Here is a 13,102-nt window from a genome sequence, read left to right on the forward strand (position 1 = left end):
CCGCCGTCGCCGCAGGGTACGACGGCGGGCGGTGGTTCGTCGTCGTCGCGACGGCGGGTTTCTGGCCGTGGCACGACGAGGCCCGGCTCCTGCCCGCGGCGATCGGGGTGCTCAACGCGTGGGCGCTGTGGCAGATCCTGCGCGGCCCGGCCTCGCCGCGCGCCGGGGCGCTGCCGCGTGAGGTGGTGTGGCTGCGGCGCCTGCTCTACGCGGACGTGGCCGGCGACTTGCTGCTCTGGGAACTCCTCGACGTCGTGTCCGACGTCGCGGAGTACGCCGCGAGAGGGGCCGTGTGGGCCGCCACCATGTTCCTGCTGGTGCGGGCCCTGGCCGGGGTATCGGCCCGGTTCCGGATCATCGCCCTCGCGCTCGGCCTGACCGGGGTCCTGGCCGCGGCGCTGCGGCCGTTCGCCGAGGTCCCACTGCTGACGGCGTCGCTCCTGGTGGCGATGGCGACCCTCGGCTGCAAGGCGATGATCATCGCCGGGCAGGGACGCGACGGGCGGTTCAGCGCCGTCACGGTCGCCATCGGCTGGACCGCCCTCCTCGTCCCGCAGCTCTCCTCGCTGCTCCAGGTCGGACTGGTGACGTTGGACGGCCTGTCGCTCGCGGTGCACACGCTCGACGGGCTGATCGTCGTGTGGGCGGCGCGCACCGCGCACGAGCTCGCCGCGCCCGGCCCGGGCGTCGCGGCGCCCGGAACCGGGCGGACGCCGCGGCTGCTCGCCGCCGCCGTCGTGCTCGTGCTGCCGATGGCCGTGGTCGGCGCCGAGGGGGACGCCCGGCTCACCTACACGGCCGCGGACGAGGGCTGCCGCGACCGGCTCCGGCCCGCGGCCGGCCTCGGGCCCGAGGAGCGGCGGCGGTCGTTCCTCTGCCTGGCCAGGGGCGAGACCTTCGCGGCGGACACGATGTTTCCCGCGGACCTGGCCGACCAGCGCATCCTCGCCTACGGCGCGCAGCTGTGCGTGCCGCCCGGCGACCGGGAACGGCACGCGCTGCACGAGCGGGCGGGCGGCACGGCGGACGCCATCGAGCTGGCCGCAGCTCTGGAGTACCTGTGCCCCGGCATCGTCGCCCGGCAGAAAGCCGACGCCGATCGCCGGCAGGCCGAGCGCGACCGGCAGGAAGCCGCGTGGAAGGCCGAGGCCAACGCCCGGTGTGCCGACCCGTGGCCCGGGGTGCGGGCCAGGCGGCAGGGCACGACCGCGTACATGCTGTTTGAAGGGGGTGGCTATGCCGTCTTCGACGACCGCGACGACAGCGCAGGCGATCCTGGGGACATTTACGGCAGCGACAGCGAGGCCGCCGACATCTTCGACGCCATCGAGGACGGGTTCATCGACGCCGCAGGCAGTAGCGCCGCAATCGTGACTCACGAGGAGAACGCGGCGATGTGCCTGACGGTCAAGGCGTTCGACAGTGCCCCGCCGCTCCGGCTCGCCGGCTGGGACCAGGTGGTCGAGGTGGGCATCGCCAGCCGCAGCGGCCGCCTGGTCGTGCCAACCTACCCCGAGGGCGGTGACAGCGGGACGGCCGGGCCGCTGCCCGACCTGGCCGTCGCCGGTCCAGGCCACTACCGCCTGCGTGTCCACGCCCGCACCCTGCCATGGGACGAGAACGACCCCGACGCGCCGCTGGAGGAGCACCTGCTCGTCGTCTACCCCGGCCGCTCGACGGACAAGGTCGTCTACCGCCCGCGCGGCTGACCTCGCGGAGCGCATGCGTCCAGCTCGGCGGCGAAGCGGACCGCCCCGCGTTGAGTGAGGAGGGGCATGATGTTGCGCGCTGCCTCCCTGGCGGCCCGGATCGATACGACCTTCGCCCGGACCTCCGCGCCTTCCTCCCGTCCGGCCACGGCACGGTCAGACGCTGGTGGCGGGCCTGGACCCGTGCCACCCCAGCCTTCGGGCGTTTCACCGACAGGCTCCTCCTGCGCCACGCGGATCTGACCGGTGCGAGCCAAGAAATCCTCAGCGCCAGCTGCCCCTAGCCGCGAATGATGAGGGCCGTTGTGCTCTCGAAGCCGAGCACAACGGCCGCAGTCGATCTCGCGCGGTCCGGGCGGCGGCAAATACTTGGCTAGCCACATATGCTGCTACTGTAATTATGTGTCTAGCCACGTAATGTGTGGCGCAACGTTGGGAGCTGTCATGAAGGCCATCGTTTTCGACCGTTTCGGCGGCCCGGAAGTACTGCACGAGGCGGACATCGAGGTCCCGCAGCCCGGCCCCGGGCAGGTCCGTGTCCGCGTGAAGGCCGCCGGGCTGAACGCGCTGGACGGCAAGATCCGCTCCGGGATGCTGGAGGCCGTGTACCCGACGCAGTTCCCCTCCGTCCCCGGTCGCGAGCTCGCCGGCGTGGTGGACGCCCTGGGTGAGGGCGTGCAGGACGTGCAGGTTGGCGACGAGGTGCTGGGCTGGTCGGACACCGGCTCGTACGCCGAGTACGCGCTGGCCACCATCGTGGCCCCCAAGCCCGCCGGCCTCGACTGGCAGCACGCGGTCGCGCTGCCGGTGGCGGGTGAGACCGCCGAGCGGGTCCTGGAGCTGTTGGGTGTCGCCGCCGGGGAGACCGTGCTGATGCACGGCGCGGCGGGAGCGGTCGGAACCCTGGCGGTTCAGCTCGCCACGGCCCGCGGAGCACGTGTCATCGGCACCGCCGGCCCCGGTAACCAGGAATACCTCGCCTCGCTCGGCGCCACCGCGACCGTGTACGGCGAGGGCCTGGTCGAGCGAGTCCGGGCCCTCGCCCCTGACGGCGTGGACGCGGTGTTCGACCTGGCCGGGAAGGGCGCCCTGGAGGACTCCATCACCCTGCGGGGCGGCACCGATCGCATCGTCACCATCGCCGACTTCCGCGCGCAGCAGCTCGGCATCACCTTCGCCAGCGGTCCCGCGGAGGCCTCGGCCCCCCGCCTGGCCGCCCTGGCCCAGGACGCCGCGACCGGCAAGGTCGTCACCACCGTCACCGCCTACCCGCTCGACCAGGCCGCCGCGGCCCAGCAGGTCAGCGACGCCGGGCATGTCCGGGGCAAGCTCGTCCTCACCGTCGGCTGAACACGCTCGCCTCTTCATCCACCCCGCCCGCCGTTTCCCGATGACCACCCGGTCATCGCCGCACCGAAGGACCACGCATGCTGAACTCTCTGTGGACGCCGACCACCGTCGGCGACACATCCCTGCCGCACCGCCTGGTCATGGCCCCCATGACTCGTGACCGCTCCACGCCGGAAGGCGTCCCGACCGAGCTGAACGCCGAGTACTACGCCCAGCGAGCTTCCCACGCACTGATCATCACTGAGGGAACCCAGCCCTCCGCCGACGGCCAGGGCTACCTCCTCACTCCCGGCATCCACAATGACGAGCAGATCGCCGGATGGCGCAGGGTCATTGACGCCGTACACGCGGCCGGCGGCCGGATCGTCATCCAGCTGATGCACGTCGGACGCATCTCCCACCCCGACAACACCCCCCACGGGCGCCGGCCGGTCGCCCCATCGGCGATCCGCCCCGAGGGCGTGATGTTCACCGCGTCCGGGCCCCAGGAGATGCCGGAGCCCCGCGCGCTGTCGACGCAGGAGGTCGCGGCGACGGTCGACGACTTCCGTCGCGCCGCGGCGGCCGCTGTCGCGGCAGGCGCCGACGGCGTGGAGATCCACGGGGCCAACGGCTATCTGGTGCACCAGTTCCTGTCCGACAACACCAACCAGCGCACCGACCGCTACGGCGGCTCCATCGACAACCGCATCCGCTTCGCCGTCGACGTAGCCGCCGCCGTGGCCGACGAGATCGGCGCGGAGCGCACCGGTCTGCGCATCTCCCCCGGCAACCCCTACAACGACATCGCCGAGTCCGACACCGCCGAGCTGTATCCGGCGCTCCTGGACGCGCTGCGCCCGCTGGACCTGGCCTACCTCCACGTCATGCACGCGGGCGAGGAGGCTCTGCTGGAAACGCTGCGCGCGCAGTGGCCGGCCACGCTGATCCTCAACCGGGGCGGCACCGATCTGCCCACCCGCGCCAAGGACATCGACAACGGTACGGCCGACCTGGTCTCCGTCGGCGCCCTCGCGCTCGCCAACCCGGACCTGGTCGAGCGGCTCCGCGCCGGCGCGGAGCTGAACGCCCCCGACCCGGCGACCTTCTACGGCGGCGGAGCGGCCGGCTACACCGACTACCCCAGCTACGCGGCCTGAGGCGCCGAACCATGCCTCGCATCCCCACGACGGCCAGCAAAGGGCCGATGAGCTATGCGATCTTCCAGCTCGCCCGCGCTCACCGCGCCCACGCCGCCGCCCTGCTTCGCGCGATGGACCTGCATCCCGGACAGGAACTGCTGCTGATGCAGCTCTTTGACCGGGACGGCCAGACCCAGTCCGAGCTGCTCGAAAGCGTCGGCCTGGACCACTCCACCGTCTCCAAGTCCCTGCGCCGGATGCAGGACGCCGGCCTGCTCATCCGCGAGCCGGCCGCACATGACCGGCGCGTCATGGTGGTCCACCTCACCGACAAGGGCCGTGCCATGCGCCAACCCATCGCAGCCTTGTGGCAGACGCTGGAGGAGACCTCCGCGCGGAACCTGTCGGAGCAGCAGGCGGAGTCCTTCGTCGACACCGCCTACGCCATCGCCGAGGCGCTCACCAGCCGCGCGCTTCCGCAAGAAGAATCCGAGTAACTCGCCGGTGCGGCCGGCCGTCTGCACATCGAGAACGGCCGCCTCCCCCGTCCGATCCGCCTTCGCCTCGGCAACCAAGCTCTCGCTCCTGAACTGATGGAAAGTGAAAACCCATGACTGCCACCGGCTCCACCACCCTCCCGGTCCTCGTCGTCGGGGCGACCGGCTCTCTCGGGGGCAAGGTCGTCGACGAACTACTCAAACGCGGCAAGAACGTCCGTGCCCTGGTCCGGCCGACCAGCGACGCTGACAGACTCGAAAGCCGGGGCGTGGAGATCGCCCGCGGCGACATGCTCGACCTCGGCTCGCTCGTCGCCGCCATGAACGGCGCCGATGCCGTCGTCACCACCGCCGCCGGCTACACCCGCGGCGGCAAGAACGCGCATGACATCGACACCGTCGGCAACGCCAACCTCGCCGAGGCCGCCCATCGCGCCGGCATCCGACGGTTCGTCCTGACCAGCATCCTCACCAGCGACCAGACGCCCGATGTCCCACACTTCTGGCACAAGAAGCTTGCCGAGGACAAGCTCGAACAGCTCGGCGTCCCGTTCCTCGCACTGCGCCCGGGGGCGTTCCTCGACCAGATCGCGAGCATGGCGGGCGACCCGATCGACAAGGGCCGCCTGATATGGATCGGCAAGACCACCGTCCCGCTGACCTTCGTCCACACCTCCGATCTCGCGGCGTACCTGGCAGCCGCAGTCGACGCCGAGGCCGATGACGGTGAGCGCATCGACATCGGCTGGGACCGCCCGGTGAGCATGCGCGAGGTAGCCGACCGGATGGGCAGCCGGGCCGGAAAGAAGATCAAGGTGTGGGCCGTCCCGTCCGCCGTCGCCCGCGCCGTAGGAGCCGTGGCCGGCCGCTTCATGCCCCTGATCAAGGACATGGCCGCGATGTTCGGCTGGTTCGACACCGGCCGCTACGTCGCCGACCCCCGCCGCCAGGAGCAACTGTTCGGCCCCGTCCCCACGGCCGAGGACGTCCTCGCCCGGTACAGCGAGGAGTTGGCACAGCACCGGTGACAGGCCCGGGGGTCCGGCCCTGACCAGGACACACCTCAGGCTGCCCTGCCGAACCGACTCCGGCTGCTGGCCCACGTGGGACGACGCGCTCGGCCGTGACACCCGCGACAGCCGCCCGCCGCCTTGCGGTGGGCAGCACCGGCACTACGGATCACCGCGCCGCTGTCGGATGAGAAGGGCGCCGTGGACCCGACTCGGGTCGACCAGAAGTCCACGTCCGTGGTCATGAGACCGGACGGTTTCCCCAGAAGGCCTCCGGGCCGCGCGGCCCCGATGGTCTCGACCGCCACGTCGCCGAGCCGCGCGCCGACAGCGGCCCGCCGCCGCAGCCGAGCGTTCACATGATCGGTGAACGAAGCGCAGCCGACCACGGCGCGGCAATGCAGGAGAGCAGGTCCTCCGTGCAGTCCAGCTTGGGCTGCACTCCGTGAGTTGCTTCGTGGCAATGCCTCCGATGTACCCATCCAGCGCTTGCACGCGGCGTTGACGGGCGGGGCCGGATGTCCGCGGCGGATTTCGGTGCATGGGCCGGCACTGCGAGGGTAGACGCGGCGCTATGGCCGCTTCGCGTCATGAGGGTTGTTTACTGGCAGGCCGCTACCGGCTGAAGGAAGAACTGGGTCACGGCGGTATGGGACGGGTCTGGCGCGGCCACGACGAGCTGCTGGATCGCCCGGTCGCCGTCAAAGAGGTCACCCTCGACCAGCGGCCGCAAGGTGAACGCGAGACCCTGATGGGCCGTACCATGAGCGAGGCCCGCCTGGCCGCCCGGCTGAGCCACCCGAACATCGCGACCGTCTACGACGTGGTGGTGGCCGACGAGCGTCCGTGGATCGTCCTGCAGCTGGTCTCCGCCCCCACCCTGGCTGACGTCCTCGCCGAACGGGGCCCGCTCCCACCCGCCACCGTGGCCCGGATCGGTCTGCAGATCCTCGCGGCGCTCCAGACCGCACACGCGGCCGGCATCGTGCACCGCGACGTCAAGCCCGCCAACATCCTCCTGGACGCCGGCGGCCGCCACGCGGTGCTGACCGATTTCGGCCTGGCCATCAGCTTGGAGCAGCCGGTGAGCCACACCGAGGCGGGCATCGTCGTCGGCACCCCCGCCTTCATCGCCCCCGAACGTGCCCGCGGCGGGCCGCCCACCCCGCAGACCGATCTGTGGTCGCTGGGCGTCACCCTGTACATCGCTGTCGAAGGCCGTCACCCGTTCGACGAGGGCTGCTCGATGGCAACCCTCAGCGCGGTGCTCACGGCCGACCCTGCCCCCTTCAAGCGCGCCGGATCCCTGGCGCCGCTCATCATCGGGCTGCTCGCCAAGGACCCGGGACGCCGCACGAGCATCGAGGAGACCCGCCGGCAGTTGCACCGCGTCAGCAGCCCGCGCGTTGAGCAGCTTCCGCAGACGGGGGCCATCGCCTGCGACAGCACAAGGGCTTCCGGGGCGGGGTGTGCACCGCCACGGCCCCGCCCGGCTGGGCACCCGTCCGCCCGATGCCCGCAGCTCGGCCGCGCCGCTGACCAGCCGGCCGGGAGCCGGCGTCTGCTCACGCCCGCGCGGTGCGTGGCCGCCACGGCCGCCATGATCATCAGCGCACTGGCCGCCGCCTTCTGGCCCGGCGACCCGGGCGGCCGGGCCACCGCCCACCAGCGGATCGAGGCCGGCATGCCATCCTCGCAAACCGCGTCGCCAACCGCGGGCCTCGTGCGGTCCGAGCCCGTCACCGTCAGCCGCTACCCTGCCACCCGCGACCGCGGCGATCCGCCTCGGATCAGGAGGGATTCCCGAGGAACGGGCTCGTCAAGACAGACGGATTCGCACGCGGCGTCCCTGCCGCCGGGCCAGGCCAAGAAGCTCACCGGCAAGACCGCTCATGGGCACAAGCCGCCGTCTGCGGGAAAGGCCCGCGGCAGAGGCCACAAGTGATCAACGCGGCTGAGCACAGCCGCTGCTGACGGCCGATGGCCTGCCGGCGAGAAGGCCGCTCTTCGCCGACGGAGCGAAGGCCGACCGCCTCCTGGCCCTGGGCCGCGATCAGACGGTCTCACTGATGTCGGTGTCGATGGACACTCCCGTGCCCTTCGAAGCCATCAAGAACCCGACTTCAGTTCACGGCCGCCGGTGGCATCCGCGTCCACGCAGCGATGCGGGCCGGCCGTCGCCGCACCGTGCAACGGCGCACCAGAACGCACCTGGGCCGGATGGTCGTGAAAGACCGCTGCCGATCAGAACCGGCAGAACCGGTTCTCAGGACCTCCCCCGTGAAAGGGAAGATTCTCCCCTAGAGCGACGACGCAGACAGTGGACAGCCAACCGGCTCTTCCTGCCACGGTCGTGACTGGGCCATGAAGCGTCCGCGTCGCGCAAGGCGACCGCCACGCGCGCATCAAGAAGCCCTTGCCCTACGTCGTGGTGCATCCCCACTTTCACCTACCGCGCCTTTTAATGACCGAAGGCGCGTCCAGCCCCGCGACCCAGACTCCGCCCGAGGCACGTCTGTTGAGCAATAACGCGACAGGAGGATTTTTCATGATCAGACAGGACAAGCCGACCGTCGAAGGCTTGGTCAATATCACCTTCACACTTCCCGCCGAGATCCCGGGGCAGATCTCCGTGGTCGGCGACTTCAACCATTGGGACCCCTACGCCCATCCCATGACGCGCACCGAGCACGGCGCGCACACCGCTGTCGTCGCCTTGCCCCAGGGCACCAGCATCTGCTTTCGCTACCTCGCCGAGGGAGGCCGCTGGCTGGACGAGCCGGACGCCGACGCCCGGGACGAGCGCGGCAGCATCGTGCATGTTCTGCCCGCCATCCCCAAGGGCGAGCCGGCAGGGCAGGGCGGCGCCACAACGAAGACCGCCGAGTCACTGGCCTGACCATGTTCCCGTACTCGATGCCAAAGGAAAGGGCGTGACATGAACCAGCAACAGGACGTGATCGAGGTACTGGTCACCGACCATCGCGAGGTCGAGCAGATGTTCACCGAACTGGAGCAGCTGGCCGGCGGGACTGACGACCAAGCCAAAACACTGGCTGAGCAGGTGGTCATCGAACTGGTCCGGCACGCGGTGGCCGAAGAGGAGTACCTGTATCCCACCGTGCGCGATCACGTGCCGGACGGCGGCCCGCTCGCCGATCAGGAACTCTCCGAGCACGCCGAGGCCGAGCAGACGATGAAGCAACTGGAGCGGCTGGGACCCTCCGACGCCGACTTCTGGCCAACCCTTGCCCGGCTGATGCAGCAGATCCGCCACCACATTCAGGGAGAGGAGAACGACCTGTTCCCGCGACTGCGGCAAGCCTGCCCACCGGAGCAGCTCACCGAGCTGGGCGGAAAGGTGCAGCGGGCCAAGAAGATGGCGCCAACCCGGCCCCATCCCGCCGCACCCGACACCCCACCCGCCAACAAGCTCCTGGCGCCCGGCACCGGCCTGGTGGATCGCCTGCGGGATGCCCTCACCGGACGGGGACGATCTTAATCTCTCTCAGATCCTGCCCAGGAAGGCAGGCAACCAGATCTCCTCACTTTGACGCCGCTTCGGCTGATCACGTCGCATGAGCGGGCAAGACGCGGCCGGGGTTGCCGCCGGTATCCCGTCCCGGCTACACCCGCCGGCCTCACTGGGGAAGCTGACATGGGGATGAGATGTCTGTCGGCCGGAGAATCGGTCCGCCGCCAGAACGGGCGGTGTCTGGACCGCTCGATCCGGCCGACAGGCGGCACGTGGTCACGCCCGCGCCGACGGCCGTCTGATGGAGAGATGACCGCCAGGATGTACGGGCGCTGCCGGTCTCGATGAAGCAAGTCGCAGGCCGGCATCGCGTTGGCTGGCGAGCGCGGGAAATCGGCCCAAGTCGTCGATGCCCGCCCAGGGAACGGATCGCCGCTCTTTGGCCGAGCCCACGATGCTCTCACGCTCTCGTTTGACTCATGTGGCGAATTCCCGGCGGGCCGAGTCGACGACGAAGGACTCCAGCCGGTGCAGCAGGGCAGCCATCTCGCTCTCGGGCAGACGGGTGGTGTCGGCGCTCAGTTCCACGCCGAGCGTGCCCTTCCAGCGCATCAGGGCCATGCAGAAGGGGCAGTTACGGCGGTCGGCGCCGGGCAGCCATTCCAGCTCGGACTCCCCGTCGGCATGGTCGGCGCCACCCGGATCCTCACCAGGGCGCAGGTCGTTGAAGCAGCACGACGGGAAGATGGAGATGCCCCGATCGGCGCTCACCCGGTCGATCATCGCGTCCATGACCAGAGGGTTGTAGCGGGCGCGCCGGTAGGACGTGAGAACCGCCGGATACGCGCTCACCAGGGTCTCGGCAAGGCTTCCGCACGGGCCCAGCGTGAACAGCCCCAGCTGATTCAGGCTGGTGACCAGGTCCCGGGTCCGGTCGTCGAAGCGGTTGTGCACGATCGGGGTGATCGCGCACACCTGGTGCCCGGTCAGCTCGCGCAGCAGCATGGTGACCGCCACCAGCAGGACCGTGGCAGTGCTGACGCCGGCACGGCGGGCGAGCACATGTGCGGCGTGGTCGAGCCGGGGCGACGACAGCACGACCCGCGCGAACCTCGGCGTCGCGGGCGGCCCGACCATACTCGGGAACATGGCGGACGGTACGGTCCGAAGAAGCGCCTCCCACTGCGCGACCGCCCGGTCCGAACCGGCCGAGGCCGTCTCCTCCTCCCGTACCAGGTCGAGCAACTGCGACGACGGCGGTCGCGCGATCACTCCTCGGAGCAGCAACATCCGCAGGTCACGCACCACGACGTCGGCCGCGCGCCGGTCCGCGACGACATGGCAGAGCACGAGCGCCACGTGGGTGGCGGCGCCGCCGCAGACCACGAATCCGGCGCGCAGCGACTGCTCGCCGTCGCCGAAGGATCGTCCGGCCAGGCGGGCGACAAGTTCCGCCGCGGCATCGTCCACGTCGTCGCGTGCCGCCTCGATCGTCTCGATCGACAGGGTCCCGGCCGCCGCCACCTCCTGGTACGGTCCGGCAGCGCCGAGCCGTACCACGGATCGCAGGGCGTCGTGCCGGCCCATCACCTCGGCCAGGGCGGCCGCCACGGCCTCGGGACGGCGCGGGCCGCCCGCGCGGGGGACGGCGAGCAGCCGGGGCACGTTGAAGTAGTGCGCGCTGTCCGGCCCCACGTCGTGGATGGCATTCCAGATGCTCCGCTGTCCCCACGCGAGCTCCGCCGTGCCGGAACGGTCGGAGACGAAGTCCACCGGAAGCCGCATGACCCTCCTTCGGCTGTCAGACACGTCTAACGCCGAAATTTCCGGTCCGCGGCTCCCAGCTCGGACAGCCGCAGATCCGGGTCGCCGCCCGCCCGCGTCACCACGCGAGCGAATGTATCCGCCAGGCGGCGCGCGGTGGCGCCGTCGAACAGGTCGGTCGCGTACTCCAGCCAGCCGCCGATCCCCTCGGGCCCCCGGTACACGTCAAGGGACACCTCCACTCGGGCTCGGCCCAGGTCGAGCTGCGAATACAGCTCCACGGCCAGATCCCCCAGCTCGGTACGGAGCAGGTCGCCGGTGGGCAGGTTGTGGGTGAGGTTGAACATCGCCTGGCACAGCGGCGGACGGCTCAGGTCCCGGGGCACCCGAAGCGCGCCGAGGATACGATCCAACGAGGTTCCGGCGCGGGCGAGGGCCTTCAGGGTGCTGATCCGGGTACGCCGCAGCAGCTCGCCGAAGGACGGATCCTCCGACAGGTCGGCCCGCGCGACGAGCGTGGTGGAGAAGTAGCCGATCAGCGGGGCCAGCTCGGGCCGGTCCCGGCCGGCCACGGGCACGCCCACGCAGAAGTCGTCCTGCCCGGCGGCCACCCCCAGGGTGACCTGCCACGCGGCGAGCAGGGCCATGAACAGGGTGGCCCGGTGGGCGCGCGCCAGGAGCTCCAGCCGGGCGACAGCCGCGTCCGGCACGGCCACGTCGATCTTCGCGCCGTGGCCGGTCCAGCGGGCCGGCCGGGGGCGGTCGAGGGGCAGGTCGAGCGGCGGCGCTCCGGCGAGCCGCTCGACCCAGTAGTCCAGGTTGTCGCGGTCCTCCTCTGCCCGCTTCCGCTCCGTCACGGCGAAGTCGTGGTACTGCGTGGGCAAGTCCTCCAGCAGGGGCGGACGGCCTTCCCGGTGAGCGCGGTAGCTTTCGTCGAGCTCGCGCATGAGCACGTCGAGCGACCAGTGGTCGACCACGATGTGGTGGAGCACGATGCACAGGATGGCGTCGTCAGCGGCCAGGCGCAGCAGGCCCGCCCGCCATGCGGGGGCCGCCGCGAGATCGAACGGCCGCCCGGCGTAGGCGACGATCGCCTGCTCGACATCGGAGGAGGCGAAATCCTGGCGGGGCTCGTCCACGACCCGCCCCGGATCCAGGCGGTCCAGCCGCACCTCGCAGGGCTGGTCCACGACCTGCGCGGGCAGGTCGCCGTCCAGGACGAAGCGGGTGCGCAGGACTTCGTGCCTGGTGGCGATCGCCGTGAACGCCCCGGCGAGAGCCGTTTCGTCGATGGGGCCGCGCAGCCGTACCGGCCAGGTGATGTGATACGCGCAGTCGTCAGGGTCGAAGCGTTGCAGGAACCACAGCCGCTCCTGCCCGGTGGACAGCGGCCAGGTCCGCTTCTCCTGGCCGCCGAGCAGCGACCGGCGCAGCGCCGCACGGCGTTCGGGGGGAAGCGCGGCCAGACGCCGCCGCAGTTCCTCGCGCTCGGCCGTGCCCTGCTCTTGGTGGTCGGCGGCCACCCTCGTCTCGGGGCTCACGAGCCCTCCTCATTGATTCGCAGTGTCCCCGGCTCGCGCGTTCGCCGGCGGACGTGTGACGGGCGGCCTTCGTGGGAACGCTCCCAAGAGAGGGTAGGTTTCGCCTCCGAGCAGGTCAAGATCTTCCTCCTGCCGTTCGCCGCAGCCCCATGTGACCTCACCGGGACGGCTGGCGATCGATGCAGGTGGGCGAGGCGATTCCCAACGCTCCATTCTCGGCGTTTGACAGCCTGGAAACTTCTTCGTCTGATGCTGACGAACATCCAGTGATCGAATATTGTGGGAGCGCTCCCAATCTCCTCGACACTCATCAAGGAGTGCCGATCGTGTCAGAAGGACTGCTGGAAGAGATCACGGAGGACCTGTCCGATGACGACCTCGGGCTTCTCCTGCTGATCAGGCACTTCGAACGCAAGCTGCTCGACCTGTTCGGCCAAGGGCTGGTACAGGGCACCACCCACACCTGCCTGGGGCAGGAGTACGTGCCGGTCGCGCTGGCGCCGCTGCTGAGCGAGCGGGACTTCGTCTTCAGCAATCATCGCGGGCACGGCCACTACCTGGCCCGACTCCGGGATCCCTACGGGCGGACCTTCAGCCACAACATGGCCTCCACCTCCAGGCCGAGCAGCGCGGGC

The 13,102-nt window shown here is 70.6% G+C and carries 11 protein-coding genes; 9 read left to right on the forward strand and 2 right to left on the reverse strand.

From position 1 onward, the window contains the following. Positions 1-107: 107 nt before the first annotated feature. The 8 genes from ETD86_RS31680 to ETD86_RS31715 all read left to right on the forward strand — a co-directional run bounded on the left by ETD86_RS31680 (position 108) and on the right by ETD86_RS31715 (position 9,189). Positions 108-1,709, forward strand: coding sequence for a hypothetical protein (locus ETD86_RS31680; RefSeq protein ID WP_138670307.1), 1,602 nt, complete (start codon positions 108-110; stop codon positions 1,707-1,709). A gap of 444 nt (positions 1,710-2,153) precedes the next feature. Next, complete coding sequence (locus ETD86_RS31685) at positions 2,154-3,059, forward strand: NADP-dependent oxidoreductase (RefSeq protein ID WP_138670309.1); 906 nt, start codon at positions 2,154-2,156, stop codon at positions 3,057-3,059. Positions 3,060-3,136: 77 nt separating this feature from the next. Further along, positions 3,137-4,198 carry an alkene reductase gene (locus ETD86_RS31690; protein WP_138670311.1) on the forward strand — a complete coding sequence of 354 codons (1,062 nt, stop codon included), beginning with the start codon at positions 3,137-3,139 and terminating at the stop codon, positions 4,196-4,198. Positions 4,199-4,245: 47 nt separating this feature from the next. After that, positions 4,246-4,677 carry a MarR family winged helix-turn-helix transcriptional regulator gene (locus tag ETD86_RS31695; RefSeq protein WP_211370440.1) on the forward strand — a complete coding sequence of 144 codons (432 nt, stop codon included), beginning with the start codon at positions 4,246-4,248 and terminating at the stop codon, positions 4,675-4,677. 113 nt (positions 4,678-4,790) lie between these two features. Next, positions 4,791-5,705, forward strand: coding sequence for an SDR family oxidoreductase (locus ETD86_RS31700; protein WP_138670315.1), 915 nt, complete (start codon positions 4,791-4,793; stop codon positions 5,703-5,705). A 556-nt stretch (positions 5,706-6,261) separates the two neighbouring features. Then, entirely contained in the window at positions 6,262-7,632 is a 1,371-nt protein-coding gene (locus tag ETD86_RS31705; RefSeq protein WP_170223374.1) for a serine/threonine-protein kinase, read from the forward strand. A 603-nt stretch (positions 7,633-8,235) separates the two neighbouring features. Beyond that, positions 8,236-8,586 (forward strand): isoamylase early set domain-containing protein, encoded by a 351-nt coding sequence (locus ETD86_RS31710; RefSeq protein WP_138670319.1) that lies wholly within the window; start codon positions 8,236-8,238, stop codon positions 8,584-8,586. 57 nt (positions 8,587-8,643) lie between these two features. Next, on the forward strand, positions 8,644-9,189 hold the full coding sequence (locus ETD86_RS31715) for a hemerythrin domain-containing protein (RefSeq protein WP_246148499.1): 546 nt from the start codon (positions 8,644-8,646) through the stop codon (positions 9,187-9,189). Positions 9,190-9,639: 450 nt separating this feature from the next. Here ETD86_RS31715 and ETD86_RS31720 read toward each other — a convergent pair whose 3' ends face one another. Together ETD86_RS31720 and ETD86_RS31725 are read right to left on the reverse strand one after the other, a co-directional pair. Continuing rightward, positions 9,640-10,947: a condensation domain-containing protein gene (locus ETD86_RS31720; protein ID WP_138670323.1), complete on the reverse strand. Its 1,308-nt coding sequence runs from the start codon at positions 10,945-10,947 to the stop codon at positions 9,640-9,642. A 26-nt stretch (positions 10,948-10,973) separates the two neighbouring features. After that, positions 10,974-12,467, reverse strand: coding sequence for a condensation domain-containing protein (locus ETD86_RS31725; protein WP_138670325.1), 1,494 nt, complete (start codon positions 12,465-12,467; stop codon positions 10,974-10,976). Positions 12,468-12,793: 326 nt separating this feature from the next. Between ETD86_RS31725 and ETD86_RS31730 the strand changes: the two genes are divergently transcribed. Next, on the forward strand, positions 12,794-13,102 hold a 309-nt coding region (locus ETD86_RS31730; RefSeq protein ID WP_246148501.1), incomplete at its 3' end, for a thiamine pyrophosphate-dependent enzyme.

Source organism: Nonomuraea turkmeniaca, from assembly GCF_005889735.1.
In the GTDB taxonomy this organism is placed as follows: Bacteria; Actinomycetota; Actinomycetes; order Streptosporangiales; family Streptosporangiaceae; genus Nonomuraea; species Nonomuraea turkmeniaca.